Below are 15,632 nucleotides of genomic sequence, written 5' to 3'. Positions count from 1 at the left end.
CAGTTTAAATCTATCCTCTATCTAGGTAGTCACAACAACAGTCTCACGCCACGCAGTTTTTTGTTTGAGCATGGCATTGAGAATAATCAATAGCTTGTGCATACATGCAGTCAGAGCAACTTTTTTAAGCTTGCCCCTTGCAATCAGGCGATCGTAAAACGCACGAATCACAGGATTATACCGAACCGCAACCAGAGCCGCCATATATAGAACTGCTCGAACTGAGGCACGACCACCAGTAATTCTCCGCTTACCACGCATTTGTCCGCTATCACAATTCATCGGAGCCAGTCCAACCAAACTAGAAATTTGTTTGGGGGTAAGGGTTCCTAGCTCAGGCAAAGAAGATAACAGTGTGCTTGCCACGACGAGTCCAACCCCAGGTACACTGGTCAAAATTGCCTGTTGTTCAGTCCAAAGAGTAGATTCTTTTATCTGCTGGGCAATTTGTTCGTCAATTCCTTTGAGGCGTTGATTCAACCACTCAATATTCGCTTCGATATCTTCACGAGCTTTCCCGCGAATAGATGCTAAACGGTTGCGCTCGGCTGTCAGCATCTCCACAATTTGGCGGCGACGAGTAACTAGATCGTTTAACTGACGAGTCTCTCTGCTGCCATTGTCCTTACTTCAGGGCGTAAGGCTTCGCCGAAAAAGGCAAGAATCTTGGCATCCACTTTGTCTGTTTTTGCTAGTTGATTCGTTGCTTTGGCAAAGTTGCGCGATTGCCTCGGATTGATTACAACTACAGGAAATCCTGCTTGATGTAATGTCAATGCCGATGTCAATTCCATCCCTCCTGTTGCTTCAAGAATGACTCGTCCGACCTCTGTGGGGGCAGGTAGTTGGCTGATTAACTCTTTTGCTCCTGCCTCGGTATTCGGCAATCGATATATCCTTTGTTCGGGACGAATATGCACGTCTAACCATGCTTTACAAACATCTATACCTACCCATATTTGACTCATGTTTTTTCTCCACCTTTTTTGCGTATGATAGAAAAATCTCTTCCTTGCCTGATGCGAGATTTAATTCCCTGGCGATTGTTCGAGTTATATTCCATCATTGTTTTTGTGTGGTGACCCTTGCTAAATCTCGATCTTTTTGACCTTAGGGGGATCGGTCTACCACTTCTCTAAGATACAAGGGGGATCTTCTACTGTTGATGATGGTAATGATCCCCCCCAGCCCCCCTTAATAAGGGGGGAGAAGAGTCGGAGTCTTCAAGTCCCCCTTTACAAGGGGGATTTAGGGGGATCTCCTGTTCTTACCGTCATTTTCTCTACTTATCAATCGATTCAGGCGATCGCAGATGCACAGAAGAAAGGCTTACCAGAGTTTGATTTGATTACTTGCGATGAGGCGCATCGGACTACGGGCGTGACTTTGGCGGGGGATGATGATTCGCATTTTGTGAAGGTGCATGATCAGGACTTTATTAAGGCGAAAAAGCGGCTGTATATGACGGCTACGCCTAGACTCTATGGGGATGCGGCTAAAAGTAAAGCTAAGGAAAATGAGGCGATCGTCTGCTCGATGGATGATGAGAAAATCTATGGTCAAGAGTTCCATCGTTTAGGATTTGCGGAGGCGGTGGCGACGGGGCTGTTGACGGATTATAAGGTGATGGTGTTGGCTGTGGATGAGAAGTATGTCAGTGCTACTTTTCAGCGTCAGTTAGCCGATGACAATAACGAACTCAGGTTAGAGGACGCAGTGAAGATCACGGGTTGTTGGAATGGATTGTCGAAACGATTTGCGGCGGAAAGCGATCGCGAAGATGTGCAGGGAGATATTGCGCCGATGCGCCGTGCTGTCGCTTTTGCGGGGACGATCGCTGCTTCAGAAAAAAGATTTACGGAGATGTTTTCGCAAATCATTGAGGAATATCAAAAGACCCATCCCGATGAGGAGATTCTGCCCTGCGAGGTGCAGCACGTTGATGGTAAGCAGAATGTGATGGTTCGCAATCAGAAGCTAGATTGGCTGAAGGCGGATACGAGCAGTCAAGGTAATCTTTGTCGGATTCTCTCCAATGCGCGATGCCTATCGGAAGGGGTGGATGTACCAGCCTTGGATGCAGTGATTTTCCTGTCGCCGCGTAACTCGGTGGTGGATGTGGTGCAGTCGGTGGGGCGGGTGATGCGAAAGGCTGAGGGCAAAAAGTACGGTTATATTATTTTGCCGATTGGGATTCCTGCGGATATGACTCCAGAGGAGGCACTGAAGGATCATGAGAAGTACAAGGTGGTCTGGCAGGTGCTGCAAGCCTTACGCGCCCATGACGATCGCTTTAATGCGATTATCAACAAAATTGAGTTGAATGAAACTAGACCGCCGCAAGTGGATGTGATCGGTGTCGGTGGTGGTGCGTCCGATGATGTGGAGAAAGTCGGTAATGGTCAGCCGAAGGCGCGACAAATGACGCTGAATTTTCCGCAATTGGAAGAGTGGCGCGATGCGATCTATGCCAAGATTGTCGTTAAATGTGGCGATCGCCGTTATTGGGAAGATTGGGCGAAGGATGTGGCGCAAATTGCCGATCGCCATACGTCACGGATTAAGGCTTTATTGTCTAGTTCGGAAGCTACGCACCGTCAAGCTTTTGATGATTTTTTGGAAGGTTTGCGCTGTAATCTCAATCCGAGTATTAGTGAATCCGATGCGATCGAGATGTTGTCACAGCATTTGATCACGAAGCCTGTGTTTGATGCGTTGTTTGAGGATTATCAATTTACGCAATTAAATCCTGTATCGATCGCGATGCAAAAGATGCTCGATGCTCTTGAGGGGCAATCTTTAGGTAAAGAAATTGCGAGTTTAGATAAGTTTTATGCGAGTGTGAAGACGCGAGCGAGTGGGATTGATAATGCTCTGGGCAAGCAGAAGATTATTATTGAGCTTTACGATAAGTTTTTTAAGAATGCTTTTCCACGCATGGCGGAACGGTTGGGTATTGTGTATACGCCTGTGGAGGTGGTCGATTTTATTGTGCGAAGTGCAGATGATGCGCTGCGTCTGGAGTTTGGGGTGGGTTTGACGGATGAAAATGTGCATATTCTCGATCCGTTTACGGGGACGGGGACTTTTATGGTGCGGTTGTTGCAGAATGGTTTGATTGCGCCGCAGGATTTGGAGCGGAAGTATCATCAGGAGCTTCACGCGAATGAGATTGTGTTGCTTGCGTATTACATCGCGGCGATTAATATTGAGGCGGCGTTTCATGATTTGTGTCGTTCCCTTCGACTCCGCTCAGGGAACGACACAGGGAACGAAGCAACCCGCGCCCTGAGCGAAGCCGAAGGGCAACTTCAAACAGGACAACAGGCAACCCGCGCCCTGAGCGAAGTCGAAGGGCAACCTCAAGCAGAAATCCGTTCCCTTCGACTCCGCTCAGGGAACGACTCAGGGAACGAGGCAACCCGCGCCCTGAGCGAAGTCGAAGGGCAACTTCAAGCAGGACAACAGGCAACCCGAGCCCTGAGCGAAGCCGAAGGGCAACTTCACACAGAAATCCGTTCCCTTCGGCTCCGCTCAGGGAACGACACAGGGAACGAGGCAACCCGCGCCCTGAGCGAAGTCGAAGGGCAACCTCAAGCAGAAATCCGTTCCCTTCGGCTCCGCTCAGGGAACGACACAGGGAACGAGGCAACCCGCGCCCTGAGCGAAGTCGAAGGGCAATCTCAAGCAGAAATCCGTTCCCTTCGGCTCCGCTCAGGGAACGACTCAGGGAACGAGGCAACCCGCGCCCTGAGCGAAGTCGAAGGGCAATCTCAAGCAGAAATCCGTTCCCTTCGACTCCGCTCAGGGAACGACACAGGGAACGAGGCAACCCGCGCCCTGAGCGAAGCCGAAGGGCATTACCAACCCTTTAACGGCATTGTCCTTACTGACACATTTCAGATGTTTGAGAGTCAGGGGACTTTGAATGAGGTGATGTTTCCTGAAAATAATCAGCGTGTGGTGAGGCAGCGAAATAATGATATTCGGGTCATTATTGGCAATCCGCCTTATTCAGGTGTTCAAGAAACCGAAAATGAAAGTAATAAAAATCTCAAGTATCCTTCTTTAGATGACAACATTCGAGATACCTATGCAAAATATTCCAGTGCAACATTAAAGAACAGTCTTTATGCTTCTGAAATTAGGGCTATACGCTGGGCAAGCAATAGAATTAAGGATAGGGGAATAGTTTGTTATGTAATTAATGGTGCGTTTATTGACAGTAACTCTGCTGATGGGTTACGAAAGTGTTTGATTGATGAATTTACGAGCGTTTATTGTTTCAATTTACGAGGAAATCAACGTACATCGGGTGAAAATTCACGACAGGAAGGCGGTAAAATTTTTGGTTCTGGAAGTCGTGCTACAATTACCATTATTTTATTAATCAAAAATCCTGAAAAATCAGGACAGCATAAACTTTTTTATCACGATATTGGCGATTATTTGAGCCGTGAAGAAAAGCTAGACAAGATTAAGGATTTTGGCAGTTTCAGAAGCATTGATTGGGATTCGATAACCCCTAACGAAAGCCAAGACTGGATAAATCAACGAGATCCAGCATTTGACAAATTTATTTCAATTGGCGATAAAACCGATAAATCTAGCAATGCTATTTTTGATTTATATTCAAAAGGTGTAATGACTGGTAGAGATGCTTGGGTATATAACTTTTCCTATGCAAATCTAATTAGTAACATGACTAATATGATTGATTTTTATAATTCTCAAGTTGAAATCCTAATATCACAGGAAAAGAATGATCTAGATAAGTTTATTGATATAGATCCTACTAAAATTAGCTGGACAGTGAATCTAAAAGACGATCTCAAAAAGAGAAAAGAACATACATTTAATCAATCTTTGATTCGCGTAGGAATATATCGTCCCTATTGTAAACAACATCTATATCTGAATGTTAGCTTTGTAGAAAGACTTGGTCAGAATCTTAGGTTTTCCCCAAATCAAAGTACGAAAAACTTAGTGATTTGTATAACAGGAATAGCTGCACAGAAAGATTTTTCTTCATTGATTGTAGATGTTATTCCAAATGTTCATTTACAACATACTGGTCAATGCTTCCCACTTTACACCTATGAAAAACCCGAACCAACCGACCAAACCTCACTCTTCCTAACCGAAACAGGCTACACCAAAAAAGAAAACATCCCCGACACCATCCTCAGCGACTTCCAAACCACCTATCAAGACCAAACCATCACAAAAGAAGACATCTTCTATTATGTCTATGGCATCCTCCATAGCCCCGAATACAAACAACGCTTCGCCGCCGACCTCAAAAAAATGTTGCCCCGCATCCCCTACGCCGCCGACTTCCACAGCTTCAACACCGCAGGACGCAACCTCGCCCAATGGCATCTCAACTATGAAAATATCGAACCCTATCCATTAGAAGAATTCAAAAGCGAACTCTATCTCGAAGACAAAGACTATCGTGTATCCAAAATGAAATTTGGAGTCAAAAACAAAGCGATAGATAAAACCACCATCATCTACAACAGCAAAATCACCCTCTCAGGCATTCCATTACAAGCCTACGAATACATCGTCAACGGCAAACCCGCCCTAGAATGGATCATGGAACGCTATCAAATCACCGTCGATAAAGATAGCCAAATTCGCAACGATCCTAACCACTGGTCAGACGACCCGCGCTACATCATCGACCTCGTTAAGCGCATCGTCCGTGTAAGCATTGAGTCCGTTAAAATTGTGAACAGCTTGCCACCATTGAATGAGCGCACCATATAATCGCCATGATTTATAGTTACGCTATACTAGCTAATGATTCCAACTTTCGCAGGATTAGGAAAATGAACATTGCTTTAAAGCCAGAACAGGAAAACTTTATTCGTGCCAAACTTCAAGATGGGAAGTATCAAAGTGTTGACTCTCTCCTAGCTTTTGCATTTCAACTCCTAGAAGAATATGAAACTAAACAACAAAAGTTGAGTGAACTAAGGAAAAAAATTGCTGAAGGAACAGAACAAATTAAACAAGGCGATGTCGTTGATGGTGAATTAGTATTCCAACAATTACAGGTCAAACTAGAGCAGATGAGTCAAAGATAAAAAAGATTCATTATGTCTAGCTACTCCTTCTCAAATATAGCCATCCAAGATCTAGATGATATCTGCACATTTATCGGACAGATTAATCCCAAAGCAGCCAGTAATCTATTTGATGCTATCCGCCAAAAATGTAAGCTCGTTGCTAATTTCCCCAACATGGGCAAAAGCTACACTGGGATTGCCGTTAATTTGCGGGGTTTCACAATAGATGATTACATTGTCTTTTATTATCCACGTACCGATGGCATTGATATCATTCGAGTGATATCTGGAAAACGTGATATTGAATCCATATTTGAAGAATTTACTGATGAAAATGGGAGCTAAATTATGCCTGAAACAGTCCAGTACATAATCAACGAACAAGGCGATCGCCTCATACAAAAAAGACCCAAAAACAAAAAAGCAACCCCTAAGGGTTGCTTTTTTGTTTTTGGGTAGAGACTAAACTCGAAGATTAACCATTGATAGAAGGAGCGCTCATAGCAACAGGAGCAACATCAACAGCAGCCAAATCGAGAGGGAAGTTGTGAGCATTGCGCTCGTGCATTACTTCCATACCCAAGTTTGCGCGGTTGATTACGTCTGCCCAAGATGGTACTACACGTCCTTGGCTGTCAGAAATCGATTGGTTGAAGTTGAAACCATTCAAGTTGAATGCCATCGTGCTTACGCCCAATGCGGTGAACCAGATGCCAACTACTGGCCATAGTGCCAAGAAGAAGTGCAAGCTGCGGCTGTTGTTGAAGCTGGCGTATTGGAAAATCAAGCGTCCGAAGTAGCCGTGTGCTGCAACGATGTTGTAGGTTTCTTCTTCTTGTCCGAATTTGTAGCCTGCGTTTTGGCTTTCGTTTTCGGTTGTTTCACGGATCAAGCTGCTGGTTACCAATGAACCGTGCATTGCACTGAACAAGGAACCGCCGAACACGCCTGCTACGCCCAACATGTGGAAGGGGTGCATCAAGATGTTGTGCTCTGCTTGGAATACGATCATGAAGTTGAATGTACCACTGATTCCCAAAGGCATACCGTCAGAGAAGCTTCCTTGTCCGATTGGGTAGATCAAGAATACTGCGGTTGCTGCTGCTACGGGGGCAGAGTATGCTACGGCGATCCATGGACGCATACCGAGGCGGTATGACAATTCCCATTCACGTCCCATGTAGCAGAAAATTCCGAGCAAGAAGTGGAAAATTACCAATTGGTAAGGACCACCGTTGTATAGCCATTCGTCGAGGCTATCTGCTTCCCAAATGGGGTAAAAGTGCAGGCCAATCGCGTTGGAGGATGGTACGACTGCGCCGGAAATCATGTTGTTGCCGAATAGCAAGGAACCTGCTACTGGTTCACGGATACCGTCAATATCGACAGGTGGTGCTGCGATGAAGGCGATTACGAAGCAAATGGTCGCTGCGAGTAAGCAAGGGATCATGATTACGCCGAACCAGCCTACATAGAGGCGGTTGTCGGTGCTGGTGATCCAGTTGCAAAACTGGTCCCAGATAGATGCGCTTTCGCGTCTTTGTACTGCTGTGGTCATTAGTTTATGATTGCGTTGAAATGATGAATTATGTATTTAGCTTTCGCCAATGAATAAACAGTATCTTCTTTATTTAGTTTTGTAAAGTGTTTAGAACCCGAATCAGTCTGTAGAGATATCCAATAGGTTTCAACTACGCTCTAAGAGGGAGATGGACTAACTTAACATCAGTTCGATATAGAGCTATTTGCGGCGTGCTTCGCACGCCGCAAATAGCAAAAAATGGTAAGAATCGCTTAGCGATTCTTACCATTTTTTGCCTTCGTCAAACTTAAGTTAACTTATACCAATTCACGAAAGAGTGGCAACACTTTCGTGAATTAAAAACCAAACCCAGTAAGGGTTTTAAAAACACAAAATGGCTATGCCATTTTGTGTTTTGGTATTAAAGGGCTAGAAGCGCTTCACACTCTCATCTTTACAGCGTTTTGCGATCAAACCCAAACCAAGAAAAAGCCTAAAAGCATTGCTATGCAATGCTTTTAGGCTTTTTCTTATAGTTATTTTGCTCTGTAATTGTTGTAAATTCAAATCCATCCATTAACCATTGCTAGATGTAACGCCTGAAAACGAGTTCGTGCCTTCAGTTTAGACAAAATATTATTGATGTGAAACTTGACTGTACTTTCACTGATGATTAATTGCTGAGCTATGTCCCGATCGCGCAATCCTTGCGTTAATAACTGCATCATCTCCAACTCGCGCTCAGACAAAGGATTGGCTTCTTTGGTAAATGGGATGGTGATCGCAATTTGCAACTCAGTTGCGTGAATATTAATCGAGCCACCCAAGCTAGAAACTATCAAAAACAATTCCCCAAACAGCGATCGCAGCCAAGTTTGAGGATCTGCAATTTTAGTTTTAGTCTTTGCCACAATCGCTTCTAGAGATATCGATAGATCAGAGTAAATTAAGCGACAATAAGCCCCCCCAATTTGATTAAGAATTTCGGCAGCCCGTAAAAACACATAATCAGTAGTTAAACTCAGCATTCGTTCTGTCCCCACCAGAGTTAAACGATTGGAGTTCAAAATGTGGGCTAGGCGATCAGATAACAAAGCTTGCTCCGTGACTGTAGTCTGGCTCAGGCTCATACTTTGCCAAGCTTGCTTTTCCTGTTGATGCTTGAACGCACTATCAATAGCGATCGCCGCGATCGTGCAGAGCATCCTTAAAAACTCTAGAAATTCGGGCGGCATTGCCTGATGACTAAAAGCCGCTAAAACCCCAACCACCCTACCTTTAATTTCCAGTGGATAGCCAGCAAAGCCACGAATATTATTAGTAATTGCCCAGTCGCGATCGCCTACCCAAGGTTCATCTGCTAAATGATTACTTAAAAAAGAAACGCGATTTTGGGCAATTTTCCCCACCTTATACGCCCCCATTGGCACTCTCGCAAATCTGCCATCAATGCGCGTATACATTCCTGAAGAAGCCACCAGCTTCAGATAAGTCCGTTCTGGCTCTAATAGCCATACCCTCGCAAAAGCACAGTCAAACTGTTCAACGATGCCATCAGTTACTCTATGCGCGATCGCCTCTGGTTCTAGACATCCAGAGAAAGTTTCAGCAATTTCTGTTCCTCGATGCAAATCAAATAAAAGCTTGGTCGGATCGAGTACCTCAGTCATCAAACCTAACCCACAAAGATCACAAAAAGCTTCAGCCCGACGGGCTAGAACTATCTATATCAATTGAGACGCAGATCTATGTTTAGCTATGTATATGACGCTACGAAAACCATATAAAAAAAGAGATGTGCTTTGCACATCTCTTTTTTTAATTCGGGCTAGCACTAGGAGTAGGACTTGGTGAACTCTCAGGACTTGATGTAGGCTCAGGACTTGGCGAAGAACTTTCAGGACTTGGCGAACTTGTGGGACTAGCTGAATTCTCAGAAGTTGGCGAACTTGTAGGACTAACTGTTGGCGGAGTTGACACCTTGGGCAATGGTTTAGTTTCCACAGGGACAGTCTGAGCGGGTTTTGGTTGAGGTTTGGGGATAGGGATAAAATACAAAACCGTTGCCGCGATCGCTAAACTGACCACACCAGCGATCGCTGATACAGCTTGACTATTTAACTGAGCCTGCGCTCGATAGTCAGAAATCTGCGTCACAAGCTTCAAGTCTGGCAGAGTAGTCTGATCGCAACATAGGCGATCTAGGCTCTCCATTAGGTCAAAAAGCTGGATTGTGTTTAGTTTGATTTGTAATTGCTTGGGGCTATGAGCATCAGCTTCATTGAGCGATACCGAAAGCACATGGAGGTGTTTTCCTTCTGGTTCGAGACGTACCTGCTTTTCGGGAATTGCTACCAAAGTATTGCTTTTTAGAGCCTGAGCATAGGCTCCTACCACTTTCACTAAAGCATTGAGCAGTTCTAGGCCACCCACAATTGGCTCAGTGTGATGGCTAAAGCGACAACTAAAACTGGTCAAAATTGACATCACATCGCCACCCGTGATGATCCCATCAACCAGCAAGGTACAACTTGGCAAACTATAGCTGCGTTGAATCATTAGGCGATCGCTCCATCAAACAGACTATTCCACAGGCGAAATTCGCCAGCAACACCACTACACAACAATAATCGCGTCAGCAATTGCAACGCCAATTCGCGAATTTCTTCTTTTTTTAATGGCGAAGGCGATCGCATCCGACCAATATATAAAGATGTAAAGCGATCAATGTAACTTTCTAAAAAACCTTGATTTTGCTGTAACCCTAAAGCCTCAATCTTGCCCTCAATCATCTGTTGATGGGTACTCAGCAGTAAGCGCAAACCAGTATCTAACTGCTTAGCGATCGTGCAAACTATCTTAACTAAAGCCTTTAACTCGTCCCAACTCAGACTAGCCCGTTGATAATTGCGACGAAGCGGATTAGTATTACGCAGTCGCCAAAAAGCTACACGACTAGGAATCGTCTTTTGTAAACCTAATTGCTCGATTAAAACTAGCATTACTTCAACTGCCTCTAAATCCAGCGCCTCGATCGCTAGAAGCAGATGATCAATATCCATGCGGACGCTACGGGGACAACCCCTAACAAAGTCCTTAGGAACGTGTAAATCGAGGTTTACAGGAGCAGAAATATTTAACTGCATAATTCGCAGTGAAGTTGAACCTAATAGAGTTTACCCAATTGGCAGTTTACCCAGTTGGAAGGCGTTCAGCTACAAGCAATTTATCTAAAGATCAACAAAGCCCGTAGCTGAGTGCTTCAACCTTAAGCTTGGCGTGAGTAGTACTCAATAACCAGCAGTTCGTTCACTTGCAGTGCTACCCATTCGCGTTCGACAACGCCATTGACCTTACCAGTCATCTTCGCCTTATCAAATTCTAAGTGGCTAGGAATGTTGGAAAGCCCTGGGAATTCGAGGTTACGCTCGACAATTTTACGAGATTTTTCGTTATCTTTAACGCTAATAACTTCGCCTGGGCGCACACCATAACTAGGAATAGTTACGCTCTTACCGTTGATGGTGATATGTCCATGGTTTACCAGTTGACGCGCAGCAGGAATCGTCGGTGCAAATCCCATACGGAAAACTGTATTGTCTAGACGCATTTCTAGCAATTGTAGTAGTACTAAACCTGTAGAACCCTTAACTCGTCTGGCTCGACGCACATAGCGCAGCATTTGAGTCTCGGTTAGACCGTAGTTAAAGCGTAGTTTTTGCTTTTCTTCGAGACGCACGGCATATTCAGAGCGCTTTTTGCGGTCTTGACCATGCATTCCAGGTGGATAAGCGTGCTTAGGTTGTTTGCGACTTAGACCGGGAAGCTCTCCGAGTCTTCTGACGATTCTGAGGCGCGGACCTCTATAACGGGACATAGCTCCTTCCTTATTACTGTTGAAAACTTGACAGCCTATCTAGTATATGGCAATTTTGCCAAAAAAACTGACAAAGTTATAAGGTGTTAAATTAAAATTTTTCCCGTTTTGTGGCTAATGTAGCAATCCTAGAGAGTGCGACCCTGCGGGTCGCACTCTCTAGGATTGCAAATAAAATAGGATTGCTATAGCAGTCCTATTTTATTTGTAGATTTTTGGGGTTTGTGGAAGCGCCCCCCTTCGGGGGGCGCTTCCACAAACCATTTAGGATTGCTATATACTCAGGGCTGCTAGTTTGACTATTAGTTACCCTAACTATTAATTACCCTGAGTATTAAATTTCATAAATTAAAAATGATCGCTCTTCAATCTCTTCAAATAGCGATCGCTTCAACTAAATTCCAACGGCGATCGTATCCATACCCAAACAAGAGCTAATTGCAAACAATAAACTTTTGTAAGCATCAATATTTATCCTTCTCTTAACCAAAATTGTATGATTCTCTTAACCCAAGCTTATAGAGCTTTCCTGTAGGCTAATTAAGGAAAAGATTAGAGTTCAAGAAAATACATATGTTTTAAGTGTCAGTAAATAGTTAAGTTCTAGGTGCTTACAAAATCTTAATTTTATCTCTAGTGAGATACTCCCCATTACCGCTTGATATTGGCATTGGGCAAGTATTTCATTGGCGATCATTAGAACATTTCTATTTCTGGGCTTGATCCTAAAAAAGCCATTAGCTACGAGAATTTAAGCATCTTCTCGGAAGTACTAAAACTAGTTAAAAAGAATTACTTGATAATTGCACCTGCAATTCTAAACGCTGGTGTCAAGTGATTCACATCTTGTCGTGCTTTGCATTTTTCTGTAATGCATTTTCTCTATCTATAAGTATTTGTTTAATCATCATTCCCTCTTATTCCACAAGATCTATCAAGGCAACTAAAAATGGCAGCGATTAGCTTAACAACAGGAACAACTTACACTCAAAACTTTAATACTTTGGCAAGTGCTGGTACGAGTTCTACTTTGCCTGACGGCTGGGTATTTTCTGAAGCTGGAACCAATGCGAATGCAACCTACACAGCTGGAACGGGATCGGGAACGGCAGGAGATACTTACAGCTTTGGTGCTGATAGTGATCGCGCTCTCGGGGCGCAAGCGTCTGGCTCATTAGTATCTACGTTTGGAGCTCAATTTGTAAATAATACTGGTGAAACGATTACCAGATTATCAATTAGCTTCGCGGGTGAGCAATGGCGGAGCAGCACTAGCGCACAAAATGCACTTAACTTTTCTTATCAAATTGGTGCGACTAGCCTAACAACAGGAAATTGGACAGATGTTGATACCCTCGATTATGTAGGTGGTTTACCTGTAGCCACTAACGGTTCCTTGGATGGCAATTCCAATGCAATTGCCATCAATGGGGAGATAAGTGGACTCAATTTACCCCCAGGAGCAGAAATCTGGATTCGTTGGGTAGATTCTAATGACGCAGGTAATGATGCAGGTTTAGCGATTGACAATTTCTCAATCACACCAACTACAGGAGTAATCGTCACACCCGCTGGTGTAACAATTACTCAGTCGGGTGGTAATACTAGCGTAGTGGAAGGTGGAGCTAGTGATAGCTACACGGTTGTTCTCAATACTCAACCAACGGCGGATGTCACGATCGCGATCGGAAATACTGCCCAAACTACAACTAGCCCTACAACAATCACCTTTACGCCTGCTAACTGGAATATTGCTCAAAATGTAACGGTTTCAGCAACTAATGACTTCGTGCAAGAGGGAGCGCATACAGGGAATATTACCCATACAGTTACTAGCAGTGACGCGAACTACAATGGGCTGACGATTAGTGGCATCACCGCAAATATTACTGAACCTAACGCATCAAGCTTTTTAACCAAAATTGGTGGTTATAGCAGTACGAACGGAGCTGAAATTCCTGCCTTCGATCCAGCTAGCGATCGCCTCTTCGTTGTTGCGGGTTCTGTAGTAGAAATCCTCAACTTGGCAAATCCTGCAAGTCCTACCAAAATCGGTGACTTGGCTTTGAATACTAGTGGCGATCCAGATGGCGCTACGGTAGGCGGTTTTGCACTACTTCCTAATAGTGTTGCTGTTGGAAAAGCGGGAACTGTGAGCGCGGGAATTGTCGCTGTAGCGATCGCGATTACCAATGCAACTACTGCAAACGAGAACCTTGGTGAAGTGCAATTTTTTAATGCTGCCGATGGCGCTTATCTAGGAAAGGTAAACGTTGGCTATCTCCCCGATATGCTTACCTTTACCCCTGACGGGACAAAGATTTTGGTTGCCAATGAAGGTCAGCCTAACAATGCTTACACCATCGATCCTGTAGGCTCTGTGAGTATCATCAATCTCGCTAATGGGGTAGCTTCCGCCACTGTACAGGAAGCTTCTTTTGTCCCCTTCAATGACCAAAAGGCTACTTTGCAAGCAGCAGGCGTTCGCATCTTTGGACCAGACCTCAGCACTGCCGATCCGACAGATACAGTGAGTGTGGCTCAGGATTTGGAACCAGAGTATATCGCTTTCTCAGGTGATGGAACCAAGGCTTGGGTGACTTTACAGGAAAATAACGCGATCGCTGTAGTTGACATTGCCACTGCGACGGTGGAATCAATTCGACCATTGGGCGTTAAGGATCACAGTCTTAGCGGCAATGGATTTGATGCTAGCGATCGCGATTTAGGGGCTATCAATATCCAAAACTGGCCAGTGGTAGGACTCTATCAACCTGATGCTATTGCTTCCTATAGCTTTAACGGTCAAACTTACTACGTCACAGCCAACGAAGGTGATTCTCGCGGATATACTGGCTTCTCCGAAGAGGTACGAGTTGGGGCTGCTGGTTATGTTCTTGACCCAACCGTTTTCCCTGATGCTGCCACGCTTAAAAACAATGCAAATCTAGGACGTTTGCAAGTTACTAATGCGACGGGCGATCTAGATGGTGATGGCGATATTGATCAAATCCAAGCTTATGGCGCTCGTTCCTTCTCAATCTGGGATAGCAACGGTAATCGGGTTTATGACAGTGGCGACGATTTAGAACAAATTACGGCTGCTGCCTTCCCAACTAGATTTAATGCCAGCAACGACAACAACAACTTCGACGATCGCAGCGACAATAAAGGGCCAGAACCAGAAGGCGTGACCGTCGGCGTGATCAATGGTCGCACCTATGCCTTTATTAGACCTCTTGCAGAACCAAAAACATGTTAGATTTATAAGCTTTTTATCAGATCTCAAATTAAGCGATGAAATACGAAGCCAGTCAAAATCTATCAGCGACAGAATTTAAACGGTTATTTGGGGTAAGAAGAGAAACATTTGCGCAAATGACGGAGCTAATGCAACAAGCAGCCCAAAGCAAAGGACAAGGTGGTGTAGAACCAAAGCTAAGTCTAGAAGACCAAATATTGGTTACTTTGCAGTATTGGCGTGAATATCGCACCTATTTTCATATTGCTAGCGACTGGGAAGTGTCAGAATCGACGATTTGCCGCATCGTCAAAAAAGTAGAAAATGTCTTAATTAAATCGAAAAAGTTTCGGTTAGCAGGAAAAAAGTCATTGTGGCAGGAGAAGGCTCCAGCCATAATTGCCATTGATGTAACTGAGACAAAGGTTGAGCGCCCTAAATATCACCAGAAACATTTTTATAGCGGTAAGAAAAAGCATCATGCCCTCAAAGCCCAATTGGTGGTCGATCTGACTAATTTCAAGATAGTTTGTACCGCTTACGGTAAGGGCAAGCAGCATGATTTCTCATTATTCAAGGCAAGTGGAGTTCATTTTCACGCACAGACACAAGGTTTGGCAGACAAGGGTTATCAAGGCTTACAAAAGTTGCATCCTAACTCGCAAATTCCTATCAAAAAGCCTCAAAATGGCTCATTATCCAAGGAAGATAAGCGTTGTAATCGCCAACTTGCACGTCAACGTATTGCGATTGAGCATGTTAATCGTCGCTTGAAGATTTTTAAGATTCTCTCTTTACCTTATCGTAATCGTCGTCGTCGTTTTGGTTTGCGTTGTAATTTGATTGCTGCCATTTATAACTTTGAAGTCGCTCTTGTTGCTTCTAAAACTTTCTCTGCTCTGGATTAATTTTCAG

Annotated in this window: 10 protein-coding genes and 1 pseudogene; 5 read left to right on the top strand and 6 right to left on the bottom strand. The window is 44.3% G+C overall.

The window, feature by feature from the left end; genetic code table 11:
* Window positions 1–21 precede the first annotated feature (21 nt).
* Window positions 22–968, bottom strand: a pseudogene (locus ABM313_RS20545) (IS110 family transposase).
* A gap of 136 nt (window positions 969–1,104) precedes the next feature.
* On the opposite strand from ABM313_RS20545, the gene ABM313_RS20540 reads away from it, so the two are divergent.
* The 3 genes from ABM313_RS20540 to ABM313_RS20530 all read left to right on the top strand — a co-directional run bounded on the left by ABM313_RS20540 (window position 1,105) and on the right by ABM313_RS20530 (window position 6,422).
* Window positions 1,105–5,775 carry a type ISP restriction/modification enzyme gene (locus ABM313_RS20540; RefSeq protein ID WP_434685010.1) on the top strand — a complete coding sequence of 1,557 codons (4,671 nt, stop codon included), beginning with the start codon at window positions 1,105–1,107 and terminating at the stop codon, window positions 5,773–5,775.
* Between the two features lie 62 nt (window positions 5,776–5,837).
* The gene (locus ABM313_RS20535; RefSeq protein ID WP_434685009.1) at window positions 5,838–6,095 is read left to right on the top strand and encodes a ribbon-helix-helix domain-containing protein; all 258 of its coding nucleotides are present in this window, start codon (window positions 5,838–5,840) and stop codon (window positions 6,093–6,095) included.
* Window positions 6,096–6,107: 12 nt separating this feature from the next.
* Window positions 6,108–6,422, top strand: coding sequence for a type II toxin-antitoxin system RelE/ParE family toxin (locus ABM313_RS20530; protein ID WP_434685008.1), 315 nt, complete (start codon window positions 6,108–6,110; stop codon window positions 6,420–6,422).
* A 130-nt stretch (window positions 6,423–6,552) separates the two neighbouring features.
* Here ABM313_RS20530 and psbA read toward each other — a convergent pair whose 3' ends face one another.
* From psbA to rpsD, 5 genes are all read right to left on the bottom strand, one after another.
* The gene (gene psbA / locus ABM313_RS20525; RefSeq protein ID WP_434685007.1) at window positions 6,553–7,635 is read right to left on the bottom strand and encodes a photosystem II q(b) protein; all 1,083 of its coding nucleotides are present in this window, start codon (window positions 7,633–7,635) and stop codon (window positions 6,553–6,555) included.
* A 527-nt stretch (window positions 7,636–8,162) separates the two neighbouring features.
* Window positions 8,163–9,269 (bottom strand): LuxR C-terminal-related transcriptional regulator, encoded by a 1,107-nt coding sequence (locus ABM313_RS20520; protein WP_434685006.1) that lies wholly within the window; start codon window positions 9,267–9,269, stop codon window positions 8,163–8,165.
* A 148-nt stretch (window positions 9,270–9,417) separates the two neighbouring features.
* Window positions 9,418–10,158: a DUF4335 domain-containing protein gene (locus ABM313_RS20515; protein WP_434685005.1), complete on the bottom strand. Its 741-nt coding sequence runs from the start codon at window positions 10,156–10,158 to the stop codon at window positions 9,418–9,420.
* Window positions 10,158–10,745 carry a DUF3038 domain-containing protein gene (locus tag ABM313_RS20510; RefSeq protein ID WP_434685004.1) on the bottom strand — a complete coding sequence of 196 codons (588 nt, stop codon included), beginning with the start codon at window positions 10,743–10,745 and terminating at the stop codon, window positions 10,158–10,160. Before ABM313_RS20510 ends, ABM313_RS20515 begins: the two co-directional genes overlap by 1 nt.
* Before the next feature lie 122 nt (window positions 10,746–10,867).
* Complete coding sequence (rpsD, locus tag ABM313_RS20505; RefSeq protein WP_055074791.1) at window positions 10,868–11,476, bottom strand: 30S ribosomal protein S4; 609 nt, start codon at window positions 11,474–11,476, stop codon at window positions 10,868–10,870.
* Between the two features lie 949 nt (window positions 11,477–12,425).
* Between rpsD and ABM313_RS20500 the strand changes: the two genes are divergently transcribed.
* Window positions 12,426–14,738, top strand: coding sequence for a choice-of-anchor I family protein (locus tag ABM313_RS20500; RefSeq protein WP_434685003.1), 2,313 nt, complete (start codon window positions 12,426–12,428; stop codon window positions 14,736–14,738).
* A 35-nt stretch (window positions 14,739–14,773) separates the two neighbouring features.
* Window positions 14,774–15,625, top strand: coding sequence for an IS5 family transposase (locus tag ABM313_RS20495; RefSeq protein WP_434684046.1), 852 nt, complete (start codon window positions 14,774–14,776; stop codon window positions 15,623–15,625).
* The last annotated feature ends 7 nt before the right edge of the window (window positions 15,626–15,632 follow it).

This window comes from Pseudanabaena minima str. Chao 2107 (assembly GCF_051131155.1).
In the GTDB taxonomy this organism is placed as follows: Bacteria; Cyanobacteriota; Cyanobacteriia; order Pseudanabaenales; family Pseudanabaenaceae; genus Pseudanabaena; species Pseudanabaena minima.
The sequence above is the reverse complement of the archived record's forward strand: the minus strand, read 5'-3'. Positions and strand labels throughout refer to the sequence as shown.

What these genes read in the sequence shown, in the direction of transcription:
- ABM313_RS20535 (WP_434685009.1), top strand. Translation starts at nt 5,838, where the DNA reads ATGAACATTGCTTTAAAGCCAGAACAGGAAAACTTTATTCGTGCCAAA.
- ABM313_RS20530 (WP_434685008.1), top strand. Translation starts at nt 6,108, where the DNA reads ATGTCTAGCTACTCCTTCTCAAATATAGCCATCCAAGATCTAGATGAT.
- psbA (WP_434685007.1), bottom strand. Translation starts at nt 7,635, where the DNA reads ATGACCACAGCAGTACAAAGACGCGAAAGCGCATCTATCTGGGACCAG.
- ABM313_RS20520 (WP_434685006.1), bottom strand. Translation starts at nt 9,269, where the DNA reads ATGACTGAGGTACTCGATCCGACCAAGCTTTTATTTGATTTGCATCGA.
- ABM313_RS20515 (WP_434685005.1), bottom strand. Translation starts at nt 10,158, where the DNA reads ATGATTCAACGCAGCTATAGTTTGCCAAGTTGTACCTTGCTGGTTGAT.
- ABM313_RS20510 (WP_434685004.1), bottom strand. Translation starts at nt 10,745, where the DNA reads ATGCAGTTAAATATTTCTGCTCCTGTAAACCTCGATTTACACGTTCCT.
- rpsD (WP_055074791.1), bottom strand. Translation starts at nt 11,476, where the DNA reads ATGTCCCGTTATAGAGGTCCGCGCCTCAGAATCGTCAGAAGACTCGGA.
- ABM313_RS20500 (WP_434685003.1), top strand. Translation starts at nt 12,426, where the DNA reads ATGGCAGCGATTAGCTTAACAACAGGAACAACTTACACTCAAAACTTT.
- ABM313_RS20495 (WP_434684046.1), top strand. Translation starts at nt 14,774, where the DNA reads ATGAAATACGAAGCCAGTCAAAATCTATCAGCGACAGAATTTAAACGG.